General features: G+C 64.4%; 18 protein-coding genes. 8 read left to right on the forward strand and 10 right to left on the reverse strand.

The genetic code is table 11. The annotated features are described in order from the left end of the window. Window positions 1–17: 17 nt before the first annotated feature. The 3 genes from pgi to VGH41_RS12835 all read right to left on the reverse strand — a co-directional run bounded on the left by pgi (window position 18) and on the right by VGH41_RS12835 (window position 5089). A complete protein-coding gene (gene pgi / locus VGH41_RS12825) occupies window positions 18–1640 on the reverse strand; it encodes a glucose-6-phosphate isomerase (protein ID WP_331597825.1) in 1623 nt (540 codons plus the stop codon). Window positions 1641–1884: 244 nt separating this feature from the next. Continuing rightward, window positions 1885–3441 (reverse strand): NAD(P)H-hydrate dehydratase, encoded by a 1557-nt coding sequence (locus tag VGH41_RS12830; protein ID WP_331597826.1) that lies wholly within the window; start codon window positions 3439–3441, stop codon window positions 1885–1887. Window positions 3442–3790: 349 nt separating this feature from the next. Further along, on the reverse strand, window positions 3791–5089 hold the full coding sequence (locus tag VGH41_RS12835) for an FAD-dependent oxidoreductase (protein WP_331597827.1): 1299 nt from the start codon (window positions 5087–5089) through the stop codon (window positions 3791–3793). Between the two features lie 303 nt (window positions 5090–5392). On the opposite strand from VGH41_RS12835, the gene purL reads away from it, so the two are divergent. Then, entirely contained in the window at window positions 5393–9466 is a 4074-nt protein-coding gene (purL, locus tag VGH41_RS12840) for a phosphoribosylformylglycinamidine synthase (RefSeq protein WP_331597828.1), read from the forward strand. A 126-nt stretch (window positions 9467–9592) separates the two neighbouring features. Here purL and VGH41_RS12845 read toward each other — a convergent pair whose 3' ends face one another. From VGH41_RS12845 to VGH41_RS12865, 5 genes are all read right to left on the reverse strand, one after another. Beyond that, window positions 9593–10372, reverse strand: a complete 780-nt coding sequence (locus VGH41_RS12845) for a peptidylprolyl isomerase (RefSeq protein ID WP_331597829.1) — start codon at window positions 10370–10372, stop codon at window positions 9593–9595. Between the two features lie 10 nt (window positions 10373–10382). Further along, a complete protein-coding gene (locus VGH41_RS12850) occupies window positions 10383–10697 on the reverse strand; it encodes a BolA family protein (protein ID WP_331597830.1) in 315 nt (104 codons plus the stop codon). Between the two features lies 1 nt (window position 10698). Further along, complete coding sequence (locus VGH41_RS12855; RefSeq protein WP_331597831.1) at window positions 10699–11232, reverse strand: septation protein A; 534 nt, start codon at window positions 11230–11232, stop codon at window positions 10699–10701. Between the two features lie 182 nt (window positions 11233–11414). Further along, entirely contained in the window at window positions 11415–11840 is a 426-nt protein-coding gene (gene msrB, locus VGH41_RS12860; RefSeq protein ID WP_331597832.1) for a peptide-methionine (R)-S-oxide reductase MsrB, read from the reverse strand. 41 nt (window positions 11841–11881) lie between these two features. Next, window positions 11882–13438: a protein adenylyltransferase SelO gene (locus VGH41_RS12865; RefSeq protein WP_414696644.1), complete on the reverse strand. Its 1557-nt coding sequence runs from the start codon at window positions 13436–13438 to the stop codon at window positions 11882–11884. A gap of 167 nt (window positions 13439–13605) precedes the next feature. On the opposite strand from VGH41_RS12865, the gene VGH41_RS12870 reads away from it, so the two are divergent. The 4 genes from VGH41_RS12870 (at window position 13606) to VGH41_RS12885 (ending at window position 19457) form a co-directional block, all read left to right on the forward strand. Continuing rightward, the gene (locus tag VGH41_RS12870) at window positions 13606–15252 is read left to right on the forward strand and encodes a 3-(methylthio)propionyl-CoA ligase (RefSeq protein WP_331597833.1); all 1647 of its coding nucleotides are present in this window, start codon (window positions 13606–13608) and stop codon (window positions 15250–15252) included. Between the two features lie 154 nt (window positions 15253–15406). Beyond that, the gene (locus VGH41_RS12875) at window positions 15407–17491 is read left to right on the forward strand and encodes a 3-hydroxyacyl-CoA dehydrogenase NAD-binding domain-containing protein (RefSeq protein WP_331597834.1); all 2085 of its coding nucleotides are present in this window, start codon (window positions 15407–15409) and stop codon (window positions 17489–17491) included. Between the two features lie 65 nt (window positions 17492–17556). Beyond that, window positions 17557–18186 carry a bifunctional nicotinamidase/pyrazinamidase gene (gene pncA / locus VGH41_RS12880; protein ID WP_331597835.1) on the forward strand — a complete coding sequence of 210 codons (630 nt, stop codon included), beginning with the start codon at window positions 17557–17559 and terminating at the stop codon, window positions 18184–18186. Between the two features lie 92 nt (window positions 18187–18278). Further along, window positions 18279–19457 (forward strand): acetyl-CoA C-acyltransferase, encoded by a 1179-nt coding sequence (locus VGH41_RS12885; RefSeq protein ID WP_331597836.1) that lies wholly within the window; start codon window positions 18279–18281, stop codon window positions 19455–19457. Window positions 19458–19577: 120 nt separating this feature from the next. Here the strand turns inward: VGH41_RS12885 and VGH41_RS12890 are convergent, their stop codons facing one another. Then, on the reverse strand, window positions 19578–20087 hold the full coding sequence (locus VGH41_RS12890) for an LEA type 2 family protein (protein WP_331597837.1): 510 nt from the start codon (window positions 20085–20087) through the stop codon (window positions 19578–19580). A 326-nt stretch (window positions 20088–20413) separates the two neighbouring features. Here VGH41_RS12890 and VGH41_RS12895 point away from each other — a divergent pair, with 326 nt between their 5' ends. Further along, the gene (locus VGH41_RS12895; RefSeq protein WP_331597838.1) at window positions 20414–21004 is read left to right on the forward strand and encodes a BPSL1445 family SYLF domain-containing lipoprotein; all 591 of its coding nucleotides are present in this window, start codon (window positions 20414–20416) and stop codon (window positions 21002–21004) included. A gap of 2 nt (window positions 21005–21006) precedes the next feature. On the opposite strand, the gene VGH41_RS12900 is transcribed toward VGH41_RS12895, so the two are convergent. Next, window positions 21007–21993 carry a zinc-dependent alcohol dehydrogenase family protein gene (locus VGH41_RS12900; protein ID WP_331597839.1) on the reverse strand — a complete coding sequence of 329 codons (987 nt, stop codon included), beginning with the start codon at window positions 21991–21993 and terminating at the stop codon, window positions 21007–21009. Between the two features lie 332 nt (window positions 21994–22325). Here VGH41_RS12900 and VGH41_RS12905 point away from each other — a divergent pair, with 332 nt between their 5' ends. Further along, on the forward strand, window positions 22326–22664 hold the full coding sequence (locus tag VGH41_RS12905) for a PadR family transcriptional regulator (protein ID WP_331597840.1): 339 nt from the start codon (window positions 22326–22328) through the stop codon (window positions 22662–22664). After that, the coding region (locus tag VGH41_RS12910; RefSeq protein ID WP_331597841.1) for a DUF1700 domain-containing protein at window positions 22661–23028 on the forward strand (368 nt) is incomplete at its 3' end. The genes VGH41_RS12905 and VGH41_RS12910, both read left to right, overlap by 4 nt.

Here is a 23028-nt window from a genome sequence, read left to right on the forward strand (position 1 = left end):
CTTAACCCCGCGCGCGCTCAGCGCTTCAACAACGCGCGCGCCCGCGCGATCAAAGCCGAGGTCGACGAATCGTGCTTCGCCGCATCGACGCTCGCGGCCTTCAGGTCCGACTCGACCACCTTGCCGAGAATCTTGCCCAACTCGACGCCCCACTGATCGAACGGATTGATGTTCCATACCGACGCCTGCACCAGCACCTTGTGCTCGTACAGCGCGATCAACGCGCCGAGCGAGCGCGCGGTGAGCGAATCGAGGAGCAGCGTGCTGCTTGGACGATTGCCCGGGAACACCAGATGCGGCGCCAGATCCGGCTTGTCCGGCCCCGCCACCTTCTTCGCCTCTTCCAGGGTGCGGCCCAGCATCAACGCTTCGCTTTGCGCGAAGCAGTTGGCAAGCAGTTGCGGATGATGGCTCACGAGCGGATGTTCCGGCGTGAGCACGGCGACGAAGTTGATCGGCACGACGGTCGGGCCCTGATGCAGCATCTGGAAGAACGCATGCTGACCGTTCGTGCCGGGCTCTCCCCAGGTGACGGCGGAAGTCGGATAGTCGACCGTTGCACCGTCGAGCCGCGCGGACTTGCCGTTGCTTTCCATCTCGAGCTGCTGCAGATACGACGGCAGGAAATGCAGCGCTTCGGAATACGGCGCCACCAGGTAGCTTTGCGAGCCGAACAGATTGCGATACCAGATGCCGATCATGCCCATCAGCACCGGCAAATTGCGATCGAGCGGCGCCTCGCGGAAGTGCTGATCCATTTCGTTCGCGCCGGCGAGCAGTTCGTCGAACTGCTGCGGGCCGATCGCGATCATGATCGACAGGCCGACTGCCGACCAAAGCGAATAGCGACCGCCGACCCAGTCCCACATCTCGAAGATGTTTTCCTTCGCAATACCGAACTTGACGACCTCGGACGGGTTGGCCGACACGCCGACGAAATGCTTCGACAGCGCGCTCTCCGGACAACCTTTCTGGACGAACCAGTCGCGCATCGAGCGCGCATTGGTCATGGTCTCAAGCGTCGTGAAGGTCTTCGAGACGATGATGGCCAGCGTCTCTTCCGGGTCGATCTGCTGCAAGACGCGGTACAGATCGGCACCGTCGACGTTCGACACGAAGTGGCTGGTGATGTCGGGCGAGGCCAGATGATGCAGGGCGTGCACGACCATCTTCGGACCGAGATCCGATCCGCCGATACCAATGTTCACCACGTAGCGAATCCGCTTGCCGGTATGGCCGGTCCACGCACCGCTGCGGACCTTGTCGGCGAACCCCGCCATTTTGGCGCGCTCGGCCGCGATCTGGGCGTGAAACGGCGCGTTCGGATCGGTCGCGCGCAACGCGGTGTGCAGGGCGGCGCGGCCTTCGGTGGGGTTGACGATCTCGCCGGCAAACATCGCGTCGCGGCGTTTTTCGACGCCGGCCTCGCGCGCCACTTGCACCAGCAGCTTGAGCGTTTCGTCGGTAATGCGATTCTTCGAGAAGTCGGCCGCGAGCCCGCCGCCGGCAAACGTGAAGCGTTCGGCACGAGTAGGGGCGGGATCGTTCGCGGGAGCGAACCAGTCGCGCATATGCGCATTGCGAATCTGTTCGTAATGGGCTTGCAGCGAGGACCAGGCAGGGAGCGAGTTCAACGTCATGATCGTCCGTCTAACGAAGGGGCACGAAAGAAAGGCAGTGCGCGAGGCGCAGCCCGGGGGATGCTCTGGCGCGCCACGGGCGTCGGGTTCGCAACGGCTCCCGGCCGGGTGACGCAGTCTTTCAGTATAGCGGCCTTGCAGGAATGAGGGCAGGGTCTTGGGTAAAGCGTTCAGATAGCGGGATGGCCCATGGATTGCGCACGCGCTTTCAGGCACATGTCCGGCTCACGTCGTGCCTTCAGGCTCAATCCCGTGCCGGATAAAACAGGCGATTCAGCAGCTTGCGAACCATCGGCGCCAGTTCGCCCGCGCTCAAACCCGCGGGACCTTCACCTTGCGCCGTCAACGTGTCAGCCGCAAGACCGTGCAGGTAGACGCCCGCAAGCGCCGCTTCGAAGGGCGGCAGCTTTTGTGCCAGCAGGGCGCCGATGATGCCGCCCAGCACATCGCCGGTGCCGCCGGTCGCGAGTGCTGCGTTGCCGGTTGGATTGATCGCGATACGGCCGTCCGGCGCGGCGATCACCGTGCCGGCGCCCTTCAGCACGATCACGCTGGCAAAACGCGCCGTCAGCGAGCGCGCCGCGGCGAGCCGGTCACGCTGGACGGTCGGTGCGTCGCAGCCCAGCAGGCGCGCCGCCTCCAGCGGATGCGGCGTCAGCACGCATGGGTCGCCCTTGGCGCCGCGTGCGGCTACCTTGGCGCCGAGTGCCTGATCGGCGGCGATCAGGTTCAACGCGTCTGCGTCGAGAAGCTTGGGGACGTCAAGTGGTAGCACGTCGTTCAACGACTGGCTTGCGCGCTCGCGATTGCCCATGCCGCAGCCGATCGCCAGCGCGTCCATCTTGTCGAGCGGCAGATCGTCGATGGCGTGCAGCATCAGTTCCGGATGGGGTGGGTCGTAGGGCGGGGCGCCCGCGCCGAGCAGCGCGACGAAGATTTTGCCGGCGCCGGTATACAGCGCGGCGCGCGCGGCGAGGATCGGCGCGCCGCACATGCCGGTGTCGCCGCCGACCACGGCGAGACTGCCGAACGTGCCTTTATTGGACGAGAAATTGCGCGGCGGCAGGTAGGGGCTGAACAGCGACGGTGCGTTCAGTTGCACGGCCGTGCGGCTACTCGTGTCGATGCCGATCGGCGCCAGTACGACCTTGCCCGCCAGGTCACGGCCGGAGGCCATGAAGAGGCCGGGCTTTGCGCCGATGAAGGTGACCGTGTGGGTTGCGCGGACGGTTGGGCCGTTGGCGGCCGGGTTGCCGGTGTCGCTGTCGAGGCCGCTCGGGATGTCCAGGGCGAGCACCTTGCCGTGGCGTCTGGTGTGCTGCGTCAGGTGTTGCGCGAGCGTCGCGAAGATTCCTTCCAGCGGGCGAGTCAGGCCAATGCCGAACAGGCCGTCTACCAGCCAGCCGTAGTCTTCGAACGAGCCTGGTGCTGTTGCGGAGATTTTGATGCCGGCGGCGCGCGCTTCCTGCAATGCCCAGCGGGCGTCTTCCGGTTTGACTTCGATCGGCATGCAGACTTCTACCGGGATGCCCGCTCTGTGAAGCTCCGTTGCCGTGATCAACGCGTCGCCGCCGTTGTTGCCGGGGCCTGCTGCCAGCCAGATTTTTTTTGTCGCGGCGGTATGGATTTGCTCGCGCAGGAAGGCGGCAGCGGATTGGCCGGCGCGGGACATCAATGTATGCGGGGGGAGCGCGGCCGCGTGTTCCGTTTCCAGGGCGCGGAGCTCGGCGACCGTGAGCAGCGCTAGCGCTCGGTCAGTCGGGTTCAGCAGGGACGTGGCGGTGGCTTGGGCTTCAGTCATGGCGGCTTCTGCAGAGACTCAGACAGTGCGAAGCTGTCATGGTAGTGCCAATGGGCGCGGCCTTGTTCGCGCCGTTTCTTCGGGTTGGCCTTTCCTTGTTTTCCTGTCGGTCTATTGGCGTTGCCCCTGTGCCGGGCGGCACCTACTTTTCTTTGCTGGCCGCAAAGAAAGTAGGCAAAAGAAAGCGGCTTCAGACCGCCAGCCCATAGTTAGCCCCCGTTGGACTCCGCTCACAGTGGTCCGCGACAAGACCGTCTCTCGCACTTCACCCGCTCGTGACAAGGCACTCATTCATCCCACTTCGCACTTCGTGCGTCGTGGTGGGGCTTGTGCCGGAAGGCGCGTCTCTTTACTTGAACCGCTCCGGTCGCAGCGCCGCCAGGGTCTCGGGCGGTACGCCCGGCTCGATGCCGCTGATCTGGTCTGCCACCAGCTTCGCCGCCCCGCATGCCAGGCCCCAGCCCGCCGGGCCGTGGCCCGCGTTCACGAATAGCCGTGGATGCAGCGCATTGCCCACCAGCGGCAACCCGTCCGGCGACAACAGCTTGATGCCGTCCCACGACAGCGCCGCCGAAATCTTCGCCGCTCCCGGGATCCAGTCGTGGGTGGCCTGTCCCAGCAGCGCCAACGCATCCGTCGTCACGGCTTCCGGGAGCGGCTTGTCCAGCTGGTTCGCGGCCTGCAACACCGCGCCGCCCGCAATCCGCAGCCGGTGGTTCATCCGCGTGATCGTGATGCGCTTCACCGCGTCGACGATCGCTACGTGCGGCACACACTCCTCATGTGCAATCGGCGCCGACAAGGTATGCAACCGCAATGGATGCGCCGGAATGCGCAAGCCGAGGCGCTCGAGCAGCGGCAAGCTGCCCACGCCCGCTGCCACGACGACCGCGTCGGCGCTGATGACGTCCACCTCGCGGGTCGAGGTCACTTCGCCCAGGCGCGGCGCCAGTTCCACCGCGGCGCGCTGGCCGTCCAGCCGGATCGCGGCCACTTCACGGTTCAGCATGAACTGCACGCCGCCCTGGGTATCCAGCGTCTGCTTGATCAGCTTCGTGAAAAGCGGGCAGTTCGCCGTGCGCTCCTGGTCGAACAGCACGCCGCCGGCAAATTCCGGCTCGGTCGGCACCGAGTGCTCGAATGCCGCACATTCGGCGGGCGTCATCAGGTGATGCGGGACTTCGTATTCGCGCAGCAACTCCAGCGCCGGCTGGGTCTGCTGCCATTCCTGCGCGGAACGCGTCAGATACAGCACGCCGCTCGCCTGTTCGAACTCCAGGCCAAACCGGCTTTCGATGTCGGCCATCGCGTCGCGCGAAGCCTCGATCAACGGACGCAGCAGTCCGTATTGCCGGCTAAACGCCTGCGGGTCCTGCAGGGACGCCAACTGCCGCTCGAACAGGCGCGCCGCGCCGTTGAAACCGGCCTTGCGGATCACCCCGCTCCTGGCGCCCTGGCGGCTGTGCATGAAGGTCGGCCCGAACCAGACGTCGAGCGGCGTAGGCAACACGGTGCCGCCGTGGCCATAAGTGGCGCCCTGGGCGACCGTCGCGAAGCGTTCGACCACACACACCCGGTGACCCGCTGCGCGCAACTGATAAGCGGTGGCGACGCCGACAATCCCGCCGCCAATGACAATGACATCCATGTTTATTCGATTTGCCGGCAGAACGCGACGAGCCTCGCGTTCCCCGTAGGCGTGATATGCGGCGCATGCGCGAGAGCCGCTGCGCCGATCTGGTGAAAGGCCGAATGATAGCAGTCAAACGGCTCGCCCCGCCAAGCAGCGGTCCGTCCTGAAAACGGTCGTGAGGGTGTCCCGCGCCGTCTCAAAAGAGCACCTGAGCACTTGGGAGACGGGCGTGGGCGGCTCTTCCCGGGGTATAATCTCCGACTTCTTTTCCGCCTCATGTCGCCTGCACGCGCGACTCATCGACGCTACGTCAAGTCCATGGCCCACTTCTCGTGTTTCCCCGGCGCTTCGGCCCTTTCCGATTTCCGTCAAACCCGCCTGCTCGAAACGCTTACGCGCATCGACGCCAACATCACCGGCGTGCGTGGGCAGTACCTGCATTTCGTCAATTCGCAAGCTCCGCTTGGCGCGGAAGACAGTGCGAAGATCGAGGCGCTGATGCACTACGGCGACCCGTTCGACGCCGGCAAGGAGCGCGGCACGACTGAAACCTTCCTCGTCGTGCCCCGTTTCGGCACTGTGTCGCCGTGGGCCAGCAAGGCAACGGACATCGCGCATCACTGCGGTCTCACGCAACTGCGCCGTATCGAGCGTGGCGTCGAGTACACGGTGCTGCTGAAAAGCGGCCTGCTGGGCGGCAAGAAGGCTCTGTCGGACGAGGCGCGCGAGGCCGTGATCGCCGCGCTGCATGACCGCATGACCGAAAGCGTCGCGCCGTCGCGCGACCACGCCATGCATCTGTTCGACGAGCTGCCGGCGAGGCCGCTGCAAACCGTCGACGTGCTGGGTCACGGCCGCGCCGCGCTGGAAGCCGCCAACACCGAACTGGGTCTGGCGCTCGCCGACGACGAAATCGACTATCTGGTCGAGGCCTTCACGAAGCTCGGCCGCAACCCGACCGACGTCGAACTGATGATGTTCGCCCAGGCCAACAGCGAGCACTGCCGCCACAAGATTTTCAATGCGGAATGGACCATCGACGGCGAGAAGCAGGACATCTCGCTGTTCAACATGATCCGCAACACCGAAAAGCTCAATCCGCAAGGCACCATCGTCGCGTATTCGGACAACTCGGCCATCATGGCAGGCGGCAGCGCCGAGCGCTGGTTCCCGCGCAAGCCGGCGGCGCAAGGCGAGCTGGCTGAGCACTACGAGCGCCATGTCGAGCTGACGCACACGCTCATGAAGGTGGAGACGCACAATCACCCGACCGCGATCTCGCCGTTCCCGGGCGCCGCGACGGGCGCAGGCGGCGAAATCCGCGACGAAGGCGCCACTGGCCGTGGTGCGCGTCCGAAGGCCGGTCTGGCGGGCTTCACCGTGTCGAACCTGGATTTGCCTGGCGCCCGCGAAGCGTGGGAAAACGCCCGCGACGCCGTACAGCCGGTCGGCCATCGCAATCCGGCTGACGAGCAGCAGATCTACGGGCGCCCGGACCGCATCGCGTCGCCGCTGCAGATCATGATCGACGGGCCGCTCGGCGGCGCCGCGTTCAACAACGAATTTGGCCGGCCCAATCTGGGCGGCTATTTCCGCACGTACGAGCAGAACGTCGGCGGCACCGTGCGCGGCTATCACAAGCCGATCATGATCGCGGGCGGGATCGGCAATATCTCGGACCAGCACACGCACAAGCACGATCTGCCGGAAGGGTCGCTGCTGATCCAGATCGGCGGTCCGGGCATGCGCATCGGCATGGGCGGCGGCGCCGCCAGTTCGATGGCGACCGGCACCAATACCGCCGAACTCGACTTCGATTCGGTCCAGCGCGGCAACCCGGAAATCGAGCGGCGCGCCCAGGAAGTGATCAATGCGTGCTGGCAGCTCGGCGCGAAGAATCCGATTCTGAGCATTCACGACGTCGGCGCGGGTGGCTTGTCGAACGCGTTCCCCGAAGTGGTGGACGGCGCGGGCAAGGGCGCCGTCTTCGACATCCGCAAGATCCAGCTCGAAGAAAGCGGCTTGTCGCCGCGCGAAATCTGGTCGAACGAAGCGCAAGAGCGTTACGTGCTGGCCATCGCGCCGGCTGATCTGGCGGAATTCGAAGCCATCTGCGAACGCGAGCGCTGCCCGTTCGCCGTGATCGGAACGGCCACGACGGAACGCCAGCTGAAGCTGATCGACACCGAACAGCATGACGGCAATGCCCACCAGCCGGTCGACATGCCGATGGAAGTCCTGCTCGGCAAGGCACCGCGCATGCATCGCGACGTCACGCGGGTCGCGACCACGCTGCTGCCGGTCGACGTGACGGGCCTCGCGTTGTCGGAGCTCGCGGTGAGCGTGCTGCGCCACCCAACCGTCGCCAGCAAGTCGTTCCTGATCACGATTGGCGACCGGTCGGTGGGCGGCACGACCGCGCGCGACCAGATGGTCGGGCCGTGGCAAGTGCCGGTGGCCGACGTCGCGATCACCACCATGGACTACGCCGGCTTTCGCGGCGAGGCCATGACCATGGCCGAGCGCACGCCGCTCGCCGTGATCGATGCGCCGGCGTCGGGCCGCATGGCCGTGGGCGAAGCCGTCACGAATATCGCGGCGGCGCCGATTGCGTCGCTCGACAAGCTCAAGCTCTCCGCCAACTGGATGGCTGCGTGCGGCGCCCCGGGTGAAGACGCGGCGCTGTACGACACCGTCAAGGCGATCGGCATGGAACTGTGCCCGGCGCTCGGCATCAGCATTCCGGTCGGCAAGGACTCGTTGTCCATGCGCACCAAGTGGCAAGACGCGGGCGTCGCGAAGGAAGTGGTCGCGCCGGTCTCGCTGATCATCTCGGCGTTCGCGCCGGTCGAAGACGTGCGCGGCCATCTGACGCCGCAATTGCGCCGCGCGGACGAAGCGGGCGACACGGTCCTGATCGCTATTGACCTCGGCCGTGGCAAGCATCGGCTGGGCGGCAGTATCCTCGCGCAAGTGACGCAGCAGGTGGGCGACACGACGCCGGACGTCGACGATCCGGAAGATCTGAAGCGCTTCTTCGCCGCGATCCAGGCGTTGAATAGCGACGGCAAGCTGCTCGCGTACCACGACCGCTCCGACGGCGGCCTGTGGGCGACGGTTTGCGAAATGGCGTTTGCAGGTCACGTGGGCGTGTCGTTGAACGTCGACATGCTGACGCTCGATCCGAATCACGAATTCGATTACGGCGACGCCAAAGACTGGGCGAAGCAGACCAGCGGCCGTCGTGAAGACCGCACCATCCGCGCGCTCTTCAACGAAGAGCTGGGCGGCGTCATCCAGGTACGCGCGCAGGATCGCGATCCGGTGCTGGCCGCGTTGCGCGACCATGGCCTGTCCGCATGCTCGCACGTGATCGGTCAGACCAACGACCGTGACGCGATCGAAATCTATCGTGACGCGAAGAAGATCTACGAGGCGCCGCGTACCGAACTGCATCGTGCGTGGAGCGAAGTCAGCTGGCGCATTTCGCGCCTGCGCGACAACCCGGCTTGCGCGGATGCCGAATACGACACGCTACTGGATGCCGCAGACCCGGGCATCACACCGACGCTGAGCTTCAATCCGGCGGAAGACGTGGCCGCGCCGTTCGTAGGAAAGGGCGCGCGTCCGCGGGTGGCGATCCTGCGTGAGCAGGGCGTGAACTCGCACCTCGAAACCGCGTATGCCTTCGACCGCGCCGGTTTCGACGCGTACGACGTGCACATGAGCGATCTGCTGTCGGGCCGCGCCACGCTGGCGGACTTCGCGGGCGCCGTCGCGTGCGGCGGCTTCTCGTATGGCGACGTGCTCGGTGCGGGTGAAGGCTGGGCCAAGACGATCCGTTTCAACCCGCAACTGGCCGACATGTTCGCCGCGTTCTTCGCGCGCGAGGACACCTTCGCGCTGGGCATCTGCAACGGTTGCCAGATGATGAGCAGCCTCGCGTCGATGATCCCGGGCGCGCAGGCGTGGCCGAAGTTCACGCGCAACAAGTCGGAGAAGTTCGAAGCGCGCACTTCGCTGGTCGAAGTGCAGCAGTCGCCGTCGATCTTCTTCAACGGCATGGAAGGCTCGCGCATTCCGGTGGCGGTGGCGCACGGCGAAGGCTTCGCGGACTTCTCGCAGCAGGGCGACGCGTCGCGCGTCGCGGTGGCGATGCGGTTCGTCGATCACCGCGGCGTGGCAACGGAACAGTATCCGTTCAACCCGAACGGCTCGCCGGAGGGCATCACCTCGGTCACGACGCCGGACGGCCGCTTTACGGTGCTGATGCCGCACACGGAGCGCGTCCATCGCACGGTGCAGATGAGCTGGCATCCGGAAGGCTGGCGCGCCAACGACGGCAGCCCGTGGATGCGCGTGTTCCAGAACGCGCGCCGCTGGTTGGGCTAATCACAGATGTAGGCACTCAGCCCAAAGCCGGGAGCCAAACGCAACAAAGCCGCCCGAGGGCGGCTTTGTTTTTTGCGGGCTAGCCCATGAAGCGGCGGGCCGGCCATGCCGTGATTCAACGGCGCGTTACTGAATCTTCGCGTTCTTGCGCAGGTTCTCTTCGAACGCCTGCAGCTTTTCTTGCTGGATCTGCTGGACGATCTGCGCGCGCACCTGCTCGAGCGGCGGCGGGGTGATGTCACGCGTGTCGTCGAGCCGGATGATGTGCCAGCCGAATTGCGTGTGCACCGGCGTGTCGGTCATCTGGCCTTTCTGCAGCTTGGTGGCGGCAGCGGCGAATTCCGGCACATAGGCCTTCGGATCCGACCAGTCGAGGTCGCCGCCGTTCTTGCCCGATCCCGGGTCCTTCGAGTATTGCTTGGCCAGGTCTTCGAAGCTGGCGCCGGCCTTGATCTTCGCGATCAGGTCTTTGGCCTGGTCTTCGTTGTCGACGAGGATGTGGTGCAGGTGATATTCCTTGCCGCCGGCGTCTTTCACCAGGGCGTCATAACGTGCCTTGATTTCCGCGTCGCTCGGCTGGTTGTTCTTCACGAAGTCTTCGATCAGCGCGCGCAGCACCACCGTTTGCTGAGCCACGGCGACTTGCGCCTTGACGTCCGGACGCGTCGGAATACCGCGACGCGCCGCTTCCTGCATCAGGATTTCGCGGTTGATCAGTTCCTCGCGCACCGCGGCTTGCAACTGCGGCGAGTCCTGCTGACCCTGATGGACGAGTTGCTCGACGAGCGCATCGACACGCGCCTTCGGAATGGGCGTGCCGTTCACGACGGCGATGTTCTGTGCAAACGCAGGCGCAGCCGCAAAAGCGGCCAGCAATACCCAGAGGCGGGTTTTTTTCAAGGTCATCGGAAGTTTCCTAACGGGACAGCAAATCGAATTCTTCGGGCGTGTACGCCGTGATTGCGAGGGCGTGAATGCCGCGCTGCATGGCGTCGGCCAGCGCATCATACACCATGCGATGCCGCGCCACGCGGGGCTTACCGGCGAATGCAGCGGCCACGATCGTGACACTGAAGTGACCGCCGGCAGCGGCACCGGCGTGGCCCGCGTGCTGGGCGCTGTCGTCGCTGACCGTGATGGAGGTCAGGGGCGCGAGCGCCGCGGCGAGCCGTGCCTCGATCAGCGCGAGGCGTTCGGCGGGCGTGGCGTGCAAAAACGTGTCGTTGCTCATATCACTCTTCTTCCTTCATGTACTTCGACAACCACAGGCTCTGCCCGACGATGAACACCACCAGACAGCCGGTCGCGCCGAACAGTTTGAAATTGACCCAGGCATCGGTGGAGAAGTGATATGCCACGAACAGGTTGAGAATGCCGAGCAGCACGAAGAACACGGCCCAGATCACGCTGAGCTGGCTCCAGGTGCGATGCGGCAAGGTGATCTGCTTGCCCATCATGGCTTCGATCAGGTTCTTGTTGAACGCCAGTTGCGAGACGATCAGCGCCACCGAAAACGCCCAGTACAGCACGGTGGGCTTCCATTTGATGAAGGTGTCGTTGTGCAGCACGAGGGTCGCGCCGCCGAATACGGTGACGACGCCCAGACTCACCCACAGCATCGGATCGACCTTGCGATGGCGGAACGCCACCCAGGCAATCTGCACCAGCGTGGCGACGATCGCTACGGCGGTCGCCGTGAAAATACCCCACAGCTTGAACGCGACAAAAAACAGGATGATCGGGAACAGATCGAACAGGAATTTCATTATCTGGTCGGGAGAATTTGAAGAGTGAAGGGCGCAGGGCCCTCATGGTGTGCGCGCTGTCTGTACCCGTCGCGGCAGCCGGCCAGCGGCCGGCGCGGGGTGGCCGGTTCGCAAGCTGGATGAAGGGGTTGTATCGCTGGACGGCAGCACGCCGCCCAGCAACGCCGCCGACCCGCGTTGCGTTACTTGGGGTCGAATTGTAACGCAGCCGAATTGATGCAGTAGCGCAGGCCGGTCGGCGCCGGACCGTCTTCGAACACGTGGCCCAGATGCGCGCCGCAATTCTTGCACTGCACCTCGATGCGCAGCATGCCGTGCGAACGGTCGGTTTTCTCGGCGATGACCTCGCCGTCGATCGGCTTGAAGTAGCTCGGCCAGCCGCAGCCGGCGTCAAACTTGGTGTCCGATTCGAACAGCGCCGTGCCGCAGCACACGCAGTCATAAATGCCGCGGTCCCAGTGGTCGTTGTAGCGGCCGGTGAAGGGGCGCTCGGTGGCCGCATGACGCGTCACCTGGTATTCGATCTCGGAGAGCTGCTTGCGCCATTCGGCGTCGTCTTTCTGCACGGCAGGCGCGCTGCTTCTGGTGTCGTCGGTGTTGGAACTCATGGTCGGATCCTGTCTCGAGGTCGGTGATGGAGTGGCGCGCTTTAAGACGAGCAGCTCACTTCCAGCGAGCTGGCCCAGGCGGGCGGTAGCGCGGCATACGCTTCGTATTCCGGTTGTTCGTCGAAGGGACGGCGCAGGATTGCCGCCAGCCGCTCGACTTCCGAAAAGTCCTTCTCCCTGGCGCGGCGGATCGCCGTTTCCGCCAGGTGATTGCGAAGCACGAATTTGGGGTTGACGCGGTTCATTGCAATGGCCCGCGCGGCGTCGTCGAGGGTTTCTTCGGAGAGCCGCGCACGGTAGTCGTTCGCCCAGGCGTCGAAGGCGGCGCGGTCCAGAAACAGGTCGCGTACCGGCGCGTCGCCGCTCGCGTCGTGCTTCGACACGCGCGCCAGATGGCGGAAGGTCAGCGTGAAATCGGCGCGGTTCGCCTGCATCACGTCGAACAGGCGGTTCACCAACGCGTCGTCGCCGGGGCGCTCGAGCTGCAGGCCGAGCTTGGCGCGCATCAGACGTTCCAGCGCGGGTGCGAAACGGTCCTTGAAACCTTCCAGCACGCCTTGCGCATCTTTCACCGCCGCCTCGCCGCGGGCGCTTTCGTCGTACTGCGGCCCGAGCAGGGGTAGCAGTCCCTGGGCGAGGCAGAACAGGTTCCAGTACGCAATCTGCGGTTGCATCCGGTACGCGTAACGGCCTTGCGAGTCGGAGTGATTGCAGATGAAGTTCGCGTCGAAGCCGTCGAGAAAACCGAACGGGCCGTAGTCGATAGTAAGCCCGAGAATCGACATGTTGTCCGTGTTCATCACGCCGTGGCAGAAGCCGACGGCCTGCCATTGCGCGACCATGTCCGCGGTAGACAGCACGGCTTCGTTCAGGAGCGCGAGGTACGGATCCTCCGCTGCCTTGCATTGCGGATAGAAGCGTTCGATCACGTGATCGGCAAGCGCCTGCAGCGCGTCGACGCGGTCGTTCGAGTAGAAATGCTCGAAGTGGCCAAAGCGCACGAAGCTAGGCGCCACGCGCGTCACGACCGCTGCTGTTTCCACCTCTTCGCGCCGCACCGGCTGATCGGAGCCGATCACGCATAGCGCGCGCGTAGTCGGAATGCCGAGGTGATGCATGGCTTCCGAACACAGGTACTCGCGGATCGACGAGCGCAGCACCGCGCGACCGTCGCCCATGCGCGAATACGGCGTGCGTCCCGCGCCTTTGAGTTGCAGTTCGTAGCGCGCGCCGTCGTGCGCGATTTCGCCGAGGCCTAGCGCGCGTCCATCGCCGAGCTGCCCCGCCCACACCCCGAACTGATGCCCCGAGTAGACGGACGCATACGGCATTGCTTCAGCGGGCCAGTCGCGGGTGGTGTTGCCGGAGAAGAACTCGGCGAAGGCGGGATCTTGCGCGATGGCTGGGTTCAACCCCAGCAGCGCGGCAGTCTCCGCGGAAAAGCCGACGACGTATGGCGCGCTTAACGGCGCGGCCGGCAAACGCGTCATGAAGACGCCGCCGAGCTGGGCAAATGCGCCTTCGCGCGCAGTGCCGAGGGCGCCGGCAAGCGCCGCCATGGGCCCGGACAGGCCGGTCATGCTTGGGGAAAACGACATATTGAGCGCCTCTGGATTAACCGATATTGTAAATCCGCGCTCGCGGACCTGCTGGCCGGCCGGTTTGACCTTGATGCCAGATGGGTTTCCGGCGCCGGCTGCGGGTCGAACGCAGCGGCAACCAACCGGCAACCAACGAAAGAAAAAAGGCGAGGAGAGCGCTACTCATGACGATGCCGCTGTCTGGACAAATGATGGACGTGCCGCTCACGGTTTCGTCGCTGATTGCGCATGCCGCGCGCTATTTCGGCGACACGGAGATCGTGTCGCGGCGGGTCGAAGGGGACGTTCATCGGTATACCTATCGTGCTTGCGAAAAGCGCGCGAAGCAGCTGGCGCAGGCGTTGATCGGACTCGGCGTAGAGCCGGGCGAACGGGTTGCCACACTCGCATGGTGCGGCTACCGGCATCTGGAGGCGTACTACGGCACGACCGGTTTCGGCGCGGTTTGCCATACCATCAATCCGCGGCTCTTTCCCGAGCAGATTGCCTACATCATCAATCACGCGGACGACAGCTATGTGCTGTTCGACATCACCTTTGCCGCACTGGTGGACGCGCTCGCGCCGCAATGCCCGAAGGTGCGCGGCTGGATTGCGCTGACCGACGAGGCGCATCTACCCGGCATGAAGACGCCTGTCATCAGTTACGAAACCTTGCTGGCGCCGCAAGACGGTGTTTATGAATGGCCGGTCATCGACGAGCGCGCGGCCTCGTATCTTTGCTACACCTCCGGCACGACCGGCAATCCGAAGGGCGCGCTGTACTCGCACCGTTCCACGGTGCTGCATGCGTTCGGCGCTTCGCTGCCCGACGCGATGGGCATCTCCGCGGGCGACTCGATCCTGCCGGTGGTGCCCATGTTCCATGTGAACGCATGGGGCATTCCGCACGCGGCGCCGCTGGCGGGTGCGCGTATCGTGTTTCCCGGCAAGGATCTGGACGGCAAGTCTTTATATGAGCTGATGGAGGCCGAGCGCGTCACGTGCTCGGCCGGCGTGCCGACTGTATGGCTCGGTTTGCTTGCCTATATGAAGCAGGCCGGCGTGCGCTTCTCTTCGCTCAACCGCACGGTGATCGGCGGGTCGGCGTGCCCGCCCGCCATGCTGCGCGCGTTTCAGGACGACTTCGGTGTCGAAGTGATTCACGCGTGGGGCATGACGGAGATGTCGCCGCTCGGCACGCTGGCGAAACTCACATGGGAGCAGGCGCAACGTCCGCCCGAAGAACAGCGCAAGCTGCGCGAAAAGCAGGGACACGTGATCTACGGGGTGGACATGAAGATCGTCGGTCCGGACGGCAACGATCTGCCCTGGGATGGCGTCGCGTTCGGCGAACTGCATGTGCGCGGCCCGTGGGTCATCAACCGGTATTTCCGCAAGGACGAATCGCCGCTCGTCGACGGCTGGTTTCCGACCGGCGACGTGGCTACGATCGATCGCGACGGTTTCCTGCACATCACGGACCGCAGCAAGGACGTGATCAAGTCGGGCGGCGAGTGGATCAGTTCGATCGACGTCGAGAACGTGGCGATCGCGCATCCGGCGGTGGCCGAAGCGGCGTGCATTGCCTGCTCGCATCCGAAGTGGACCGAGCGGCCGTTGCTGGTGGTGGTCAAGCGGCCCGGCGTCGCGCTCACACGTGAAGAGTTGATCGCCTTCTATCAGGGCAAGGTAGCCAGATGGTGGATTCCCGACGACGTGGTGTTCGTCGAAGAACTGCCGCACACGGCCACCGGCAAGTTGCAAAAGCTCAGGCTGCGCGAGATTTTCCGCGATCACGTGTTGCCTTCGGCGGTGGAGGACGCGATTTGAAACTGCGCGCTTGAATCACCAGGGCAAACCCCCGTTCGCATTAAATTGAACGAGCGTGCTTTTTTGTGTATTCTGCTGGCTGACCCGGAATGTCGGACAATGAACCGGCACAGGCGGCGCGTCATGCGCGGCCTTACCGCAAGGAGGCAGGCAGATGGCAGTGGACTACACGACTCATGACGGCGTCGCCGTCATTACACTAAACAATCCCCCGGTCAACGGGCTCGGCCTGTCGACCCGAGCCGGCATCGTCGAAGGTCTCGAGCGCGCGCAGCACGATCCGGCCATCAAGGCCATCGTGCTGACGGGCGCCGGCAAAGCCTTTTCGGGCGGCGCGGACATCACCGAATTCAACACGCCCAAAGCCACCCAGGAACCCACGCTGCACACGGTCATCAAGGCCGTTGAGGGCAGTGCGAAGCCGGTCGTCGCGGCCATTCACAGCGTCGCGATGGGCGGCGGCCTCGAACTGGCGCTGGGCGCGCATTACCGCATCGCCGCGCCGGGCGCGCAGATCGCGCTGCCGGAAGTGAAGCTCGGCATTCTGCCGGGCGCGGGCGGCACGCAGCGTCTGCCGCGCGCCATCGGACTCGAAGCCGCGCTCAATATGATCGTGTCGGGCGCGCCGGTGATGTCGGAGAAGCTCGCCGGTACGGGCCTGTTCGACGAGGTGGTGGAAGGCAACCTGGCCGAAGCCGCGCTGGCGTTTGCCCGCAAGGTCGGCGCGCAAGGCGGTCCGCATCCGAAGGTGCGGGACCGCAAGATCGAGCATCCGAATGCGGCAGGTTTCATCCAGTTCGCGCGCAACAGCGTCGCCGCGCTGGCGCAGAATTTCCCCGCGCCGCATAAATGCATCGACGCGGTGGAGGCGGGCGTCAAGAACGGTTTCGACAAGGGCCTCGCGTTCGAGCGCGAGTGTTTTATGGCGCTGGTGCAAACGCCCGAAAGCCGCGCGCTGCGGCATGCGTTCTTCGGTGAACGTGCGGCCAGCAAGATTCCGGATGTGCCTGCCGACACGCCGCTGCGCGACATCAGGCAGGTCGCCGTGATCGGCGCCGGCACGATGGGCGGCGGCATCGCAATGAATTTCATCAACGCGGGCTTGCCGGTCACGCTGCTCGAAACGAAGCAGGAAGCGCTGGACCGTGGGCTCGCCACGATCCGCAAGAACTACGAAGCCACCGTCAAGAAGGGCAAGCTGAAGCCTGAAGTCATGGAGCAGCGCCTCGCGCTCATCACGCCCACGCTGTCGTATGAAAGCCTGAAGAGCGCCGACCTGATTGTCGAGGCGGTATTCGAGGAGCTCGGCGTGAAGGAGCAGGTGTTCAGGCAGCTGGATGAAGTCGCGAAGCAGGGCGCGATTCTGGCTTCGAACACCTCCACGCTGGATGTCGACAAGATCGCCGCTTTCACGAAGCGTCCGCAGGACGTGGTCGGCATGCACTTCTTCAGCCCGGCCAATGTGATGAAGCTGCTCGAAGTCGTACGCGGCAAAGAGACGGCCAAAGACGTGCTCGCCACGGTCATGCAACTGGCGAAGAAAATCAGGAAGACCGCGGTGGTGTCGGGTGTGTGCGACGGCTTTATCGGCAACCGGATGATCGAGCAGTACATTCGTCAGGCGCTTTTCATGCTCGAAGAGGGCGCGTTGCCGGCACAGGTCGATAAGGCCATCGAGAAGTTCGGCTTCGCGATGGGCCCATTCCGCATGAGCGATCTGGCGGGCAACGACATCGGCTGGGCGATCCGTAAGCGGCGCTATCAGGAGCATCCTGATATGCACTACTCGAAAATCGCCGACCGTCTGTGCGAGACGGGGCGCTTCGGGCAGAAAACCGGCGGCGGCTGGTACGACTACAAGGCCGGCGACCGCGCGGCGTATCCGTCGAAGCAGGTCGACGAGATGATCGTCGCGTACTCAAAGGAAGCCGGCATTGAACGCCGCAAGATCAGCGACGCGGAAATCGTCGAGCGTCTGGTGTTTGCGCTGGCCAACGAAGGCGCGAAGATTCTCGACGAAGGCATTGCGTCGAAAGCGTCGGATATCGACATGGTCTATCTGACCGGCTACGGCTTCCCGGTCTGGCGCGGCGGTCCGATGCTGTACGCGGACACCGTCGGGCTCTATAACGTCGAGCGCGCCATCCGCGGCTATGCCGCGCGGCCGAACGGCGACGCGTGGCAACTCGCGCCGGGCATTGCGGAACTGGCGGCCCAGGGCCGTGGGTTCAACGGCTGAGCACGCGGTTCGCGTGGCGCAAGCCGCTTCAGTGAGGTAGCTGCAAGATGCAACGAGGTATGACGATGAAAGATGCCGACGAGGTCCTGCTCGTCATCGACGTGCAAAACGACTTCATGCCGGGCGGGGCGTTGGCCGTCGCGCATGGCGACGAAGTCGTGCCGGTGATCAACCGGCTCGCGCGCGGGTTCAGCCACGTCGTGCTGACGCAGGACTGGCATCCGGCTTCGCATGTCTCGTTCGCCGCGAACCACGCGGGCCGCACGCCGTTCGAGATGCTCACGCTGCCGTATGGCGAACAGGTGCTGTGGCCGACCCACTGTGTGCAGGGTACCTCCGGGGCCGCCTTGCATCGCGATCTCGACATTGCGCATGCGCGCGCGGTGATCCGTAAAGGCCATCACGTCGAGGTCGACAGCTATTCGGCTTTTCTCGAAGCCGATCGCAAGACGCCGACCGGCCTCGCGGGTTATTTGCGCGAGACGGGCGTAAAACGCGTGTGGTGCTGCGGCCTTGCCACCGACTATTGCGTTGCGTGGTCCGCGCTCGACGCGCGGGCCGCAGGATTTGAAGTTGCGCTGATCGAGGACGCGACGCGCGCCATCGATCTCAACGGTTCGCTCGACGCCGCCTGGCGCGATCTGCACGCAGCGGGTGTCGCACGTGTGCAGGCCGCCGGGCTGTCAGGGCAATGACGGCTTGAACACGGTTGATCGGGGACCTTGGGTGGTCTGCGGGCCTGATCGTCAAAACGAACCACATTCAACATTGGAAGCAGGAGACATGCATGACTGACGCCGTAATCGTATCGACCGCCCGCACGGGTCTTGCCAAATCGTGGCGCGGCGCTTTCAACATGACGCACGGCGCGACGCTCGGCGGCCATGTGACGCAGGCCGCCGTCGAACGGGCGAAGCTCGATCCGGCGCGCGTCGAAGACGTGATCATGGGCTGCGCCAATCCGGAAGGCGCGACGGGCGGCAACATCGCGCGGCAGATCGCCTTGCGTGCAGGCTTGCCGGTCAGCGTGCCGGGTATGACGGTCAACCGGTTTTGCTCGTCGGGCCTGCAGACCATTGCGTTGGCCGCGCAGCGCGTGATTGCCGGCGAAGGTGACGTGTTCGTCGCGGGCGGTGTGGAGTCGATCTCGTGTGTGCAGAACGAGATGAACCACCACATGATGGTCGAAGGCTGGTTGAGCAAGAACAAGCCGGAAATCTACTGGTCGATGTTGCAAACGGCCGAAACGGTCGCGAGCCGCTACGCGATTTCGAAAGAGCGTCAGGACGAATACGGCGTGCGCTCGCAGCAGCGCGCGGCGGCCGCGCAGGAAGCCGGCAAGTTCAACGACGAAATCGTGCCAATGACGGTGCTCGCGGGCGTCGCCGACAAAGCCAGCGGCCAGCTCTTCACGAAGGAAGTCACGATCGCCGCCGACGAAGGCATTCGCGCCGACACGACGCTCGAAGGCGTATCGAAGATCCGCACGGCGCTGCCCGGCGGCGTGATCACCGCGGGCAACGCAAGCCAGTTTTCGGACGGCGCGTCGGCGTGCGTCGTGATGAACGCGAAGGTTGCAGAGCGCGAAGGTCTGCAGCCGCTGGGCATTTTCCGCGGCTTCGCGGTGGCCGGTTGCGAGCCGGATGAGATGGGCATTGGCCCGGTATTCGCGGTGCCGAAGCTGCTCAGGCAGGCGGGTCTGAAGGTCGAGGACATCGACCTGTGGGAACTGAACGAAGCCTTTGCCGTGCAGGTGCTGTATTGCGCGGACAAGCTCGGCATTTCGCACGACAAGCTCAACGTGAACGGCGGCGCGATTGCGGTCGGCCATCCGTATGGCGTGTCGGGTGCGCGCCTGACCGGGCACGCGCTGATCGAAGGCAAACGGCGTGGCGCAAAGCTGGTGGTCGTGACGATGTGTATCGGCGGCGGCCAGGGCGCGGCGGGTTTGTTCGAAGTGGTTTAAGCAGGTTGAACGCAGGGTTGAGCAGCGGGTAAAGCGGAAGCGGGGGTTACGTCGGCGGGTGTGGTTTGCACCGGTCTACGCAACCCCCGTTTTTCATTGGCGCGCCGCGCAGCCCCGGTTTCATGGTCCGGCGAGTCCGCCGAATCCCGGCAGCGACAAGGTGCCCTGATCCATAAAGCGCGTGCCCCCCGTGATGCCGCCCGCCAGCCGCCCGCGCAGAACGTATGGGAACTGGCCGGGCGGCGCGTCGCTGCCGGCTAGCGAGAACGCCTGCCGCAGCGCGGTGAAGGCCGGCACGGTCAACGGCACGCTCACCAGCGTCTCGCCATAGCGCGGCACGTTGCCGCGCTGATCGCTGACGCCGCTGGCAAAGTCCTTGCCGTTGAGTTGCAGATCGACCGACACGCCGTCGAAGTCGAGCGCCGATTCATTCGGGTTCTGGATTCGCAGCTTCATGTTGAAGCGCATCTCGAGGCCCTGGCTATCGAGCGGTTCGATGCCGGCCACGCTGACGCGCAACGGATCGTTCCCAAACAGGCCCGCGCAGCCGCCGAGCGTCAGTACTGCGAACCCCGCAACCGCGCACAGATGCGCGAGGCGGCCAGACAGCAGCGCACGAATGAAGGACATGGCCGGCACCTCGAATGAGACTGGGTTGCCCGTTATTGTACCGGTCCCTACGCTGCGAACTGCGCTCTTGCAGCGGGGCTGAACCGCATCTTCGGGACTACCGTGGCGAGGCTGCGGTAAGTGTTCGAGAAGCGTTGGGTAAGCAGCATCGTGCGAACTCATTGCGCGCAGGACGGTCACAGGTGCAATCGAAATTTTCGGGCTGTCTGGCGCAATCGTGATGAAACGGTTGCTTATCGATTGAAAACGGACTTCAATGCCGTAGCAACGCCGCAGGGCTTTGCGCCAGCGGACGTACTGAACCCTCTCTTCATAGGAATGCGACCATGCATCGACGTCAATTCATTACCGGCACGAGTGTGATTCTGGCGGCGAGCGGACTCGCGCTGGGCGGCTGCACGACCACGTCGCTTAGCTCGGGAGAAAGCGCCGAGGACTACGCGCAAAAGCGCAACACGATCAACGCCGGTATTGATGCGACGCTCACGCGCCTGCAAAACTCGGTGCACGGCTCGCAAGAGGTCCTGTCCAAAGCGCGCGGCGTGCTGGTGTTTCCGTCGGTGTTTGCGGCGGGCTTCTGGTTCGGCGGACAGTACGGGCAGGGCGGCTTGCGCGTCGACGGCCAGACAACCGGTTACTACAGCACGGTGGCGGGCTCGTTCGGTTTGCAGATCGGCGCCCAGTCGAAGGCGATCGTCTTTGCGTTTCTGACCCAGCAAGCGCTCGATAAATTCGAGCAAAGCCAGGGGTGGGCCGCCGGTGCCGACGCCACCGTCGCGCTCGCAAAGGTGGGCGCGAACGGCAACCTCGACACCTCGACGGCCATGAGTCCCGTCGTGGCTTTCGTGCTGACCAACGCGGGCCTGATGGCCGGCATCTCGCTGGAAGGCACGAAGATTTCGCGGTTGATCATCTGATTTCAGGCGATCTCTACGACGACTTTTCCGCGCGCCGTGCCGCCGGTGATGGCTTCATAGGCGAGTTCCGCTGAAGCCAGCTCGAAGCGGCGCGGATCGAGACGCGGGCTGAGCTTGCCTGCTTCCACGAGTCGCGTGGCTTCGCGCAACATCTCACCGTGATGCTTGCGATGCTCGCCGCTCAGCAGCGGATACAGCGTGAACACGCCCGAGTAGCTCGCCTCGCGAAACGAGAGCGGTGCCAGCGCATGGTTGCCCCAGCCCAGCGCGCTGACCACGTGGCCGAAATGCTTCACCGCAGCGAAGGACGCGTCGAGCGTCGCGCCGCCTACCGTGTCGACCACGAGCTCAAACCCTTTCCCTTGCGTCAACGCCTGAACGTATTGGTCGACGGACTGCGCGCGATAGTCGATCGGCGTGGCGCCCAGCTGCGCGACGTAGTCCCGATCGCGGGAGCTGGCGGTCGCAAATACCTGTGCGCCGAGCGCGAGCGCAAGTTGCACCGACACATGTCCGACGCCGCCCGCGCCGCCATGAACCAGCACCGTTTGCCCCGCCTGCAGATGCGCCCGGTCGACGATGCCCGCATATGACGTGATGAAGGCGAGCGGCAGGGCGGCGGCTTCGCGCATCGAAAGATTGGCGGGCTTGAGCGCGAGCAGATCGGCATCGACGGCTGCATGGTGCGCAAGCGAACCCTGGATGCCGCCGACCCCGCCCGTCATCCCGTACACCTCGTCGCCCGGCTTGAACGCGCTCACGCCGGGTCCGACCGCTTCGACAACGCCGGCCATGTCGATGCCCAGCACGAGCGGCAGCGGGTGTTTCGCATGTCCAGCGCTACCGGCGCGGATTTTGGTGTCCAAAGGATTCAGACCGCTCGCCGCGATGCGCACCAGCACCTGGCCCTCCACGGGACTGGGCCGGGCGATCTCGGTCAGTTCGAGCGGGCCGTCGTAACGGCTGAGCACCAACGCTTGCATGGACATGATGAGTTTCCTTTCCGGTTGATCGAGCGAGTCGATACAGCATATTCGACGATACGAAATTGCATGTAAATCAACGTTTTTGACTGGTGATCATGCAAATATGACTGACAGAGGAATGGCATGGAGCGATGTCCGCATCTTCCTCGCAATTGCCCGCAGCGGCGCGATGATCCGGTGCATCGCTTGGCAAGGAAATGTGTATAGAACGGTACCTTGCATAAAACAGTACAGGTTGCTATAGTTCGGTCCATGGTCACCGCGGCTCGAAGTGCGTCCGGCGCCAGTGCATAGCACGGTACCTTGCAACGCACACTACAAATGCTGGAGTTCGCTTGAAAACGCAGTTGAAGAAAGGAACGCTCGATATGTGCGTGCTGGCCGTCCTGGCCCGCGGGGACAGCTACGCGTACGAGCTGGTGTCGACGCTCGCGGAAACGATGGAAATCAGCGAAGGCACGATTTATCCGTTGATGCGCCGCTTGCAGGCGGAAGCGTGGGTCTCGACCTACCTGGTCGAATCGAGTTCGGGGCCGCCCCGCAAGTACTACTCGCTCACGGGTACGGGTCGTCGCAGTCTGCTGGAGATGGAAGATGAGTGGCGCAGTTTCGTCGACGAGGTCAACGGCGTGCTGGGACAACAAGGCAAACAGAACACAGGGGAAAACCCATGAAGCAGGACGTATTCATTGAAACGCTGCGCCGGGAACTGAGCAGTCTGCCGAAGCAGGCGGTCGATGAAATTGTGGCGGACTACCACGAGTACATCGGTGACGCGCTCGCCGCGGGGCGTCGCGAGGAGGATGTAATCGCCGCGCTGGGCGACCCCGTCAAGCTGGCGCGCGAGCTGAAGGCGCAGGCGAATTACCGGCAATGGCAGAAGCGCCGCTCGGTCGGCAACCTGATCCGCGTGATCGTGTCGATTGCCGGTCTGGGGCTGCTCAATGTGCTGCTGCTGGTGCCGTTCATGTTGTACCTCGTGGTGCTGACCGCCGGCTACCTGGTGTTTGCGGGGCTGTCCATCGCGGGCATCGTCGG

It is taken from the genome of Paraburkholderia sp., from assembly GCF_036488795.1.
GTDB lineage: Bacteria > Pseudomonadota > Gammaproteobacteria > Burkholderiales > Burkholderiaceae > Paraburkholderia.

Coding starts and splice junctions, on each gene's coding strand:
- VGH41_RS12900 (WP_331597839.1), bottom strand. CDS start 21,993: ATGTCCATGCAAGCGTTGGTGCTCAGCCGTTACGACGGCCCGCTCGAA.
- VGH41_RS12885 (WP_331597836.1), top strand. CDS start 18,279: ATGACTGACGCCGTAATCGTATCGACCGCCCGCACGGGTCTTGCCAAA.
- purL (WP_331597828.1), top strand. CDS start 5,393: ATGGCCCACTTCTCGTGTTTCCCCGGCGCTTCGGCCCTTTCCGATTTC.
- VGH41_RS12875 (WP_331597834.1), top strand. CDS start 15,407: ATGGCAGTGGACTACACGACTCATGACGGCGTCGCCGTCATTACACTA.
- msrB (WP_331597832.1), bottom strand. CDS start 11,840: ATGAGTTCCAACACCGACGACACCAGAAGCAGCGCGCCTGCCGTGCAG.
- VGH41_RS12870 (WP_331597833.1), top strand. CDS start 13,606: ATGACGATGCCGCTGTCTGGACAAATGATGGACGTGCCGCTCACGGTT.
- VGH41_RS12850 (WP_331597830.1), bottom strand. CDS start 10,697: ATGAGCAACGACACGTTTTTGCACGCCACGCCCGCCGAACGCCTCGCG.
- VGH41_RS12830 (WP_331597826.1), bottom strand. CDS start 3,441: ATGACTGAAGCCCAAGCCACCGCCACGTCCCTGCTGAACCCGACTGAC.
- pgi (WP_331597825.1), bottom strand. CDS start 1,640: ATGACGTTGAACTCGCTCCCTGCCTGGTCCTCGCTGCAAGCCCATTAC.
- VGH41_RS12865 (WP_414696644.1), bottom strand. CDS start 13,438: ATGTCGTTTTCCCCAAGCATGACCGGCCTGTCCGGGCCCATGGCGGCG.
- VGH41_RS12845 (WP_331597829.1), bottom strand. CDS start 10,372: ATGACCTTGAAAAAAACCCGCCTCTGGGTATTGCTGGCCGCTTTTGCG.
- VGH41_RS12890 (WP_331597837.1), bottom strand. CDS start 20,087: ATGTCCTTCATTCGTGCGCTGCTGTCTGGCCGCCTCGCGCATCTGTGC.
- VGH41_RS12835 (WP_331597827.1), bottom strand. CDS start 5,089: ATGGATGTCATTGTCATTGGCGGCGGGATTGTCGGCGTCGCCACCGCT.
- VGH41_RS12895 (WP_331597838.1), top strand. CDS start 20,414: ATGCATCGACGTCAATTCATTACCGGCACGAGTGTGATTCTGGCGGCG.
- VGH41_RS12855 (WP_331597831.1), bottom strand. CDS start 11,232: ATGAAATTCCTGTTCGATCTGTTCCCGATCATCCTGTTTTTTGTCGCG.
- pncA (WP_331597835.1), top strand. CDS start 17,557: ATGAAAGATGCCGACGAGGTCCTGCTCGTCATCGACGTGCAAAACGAC.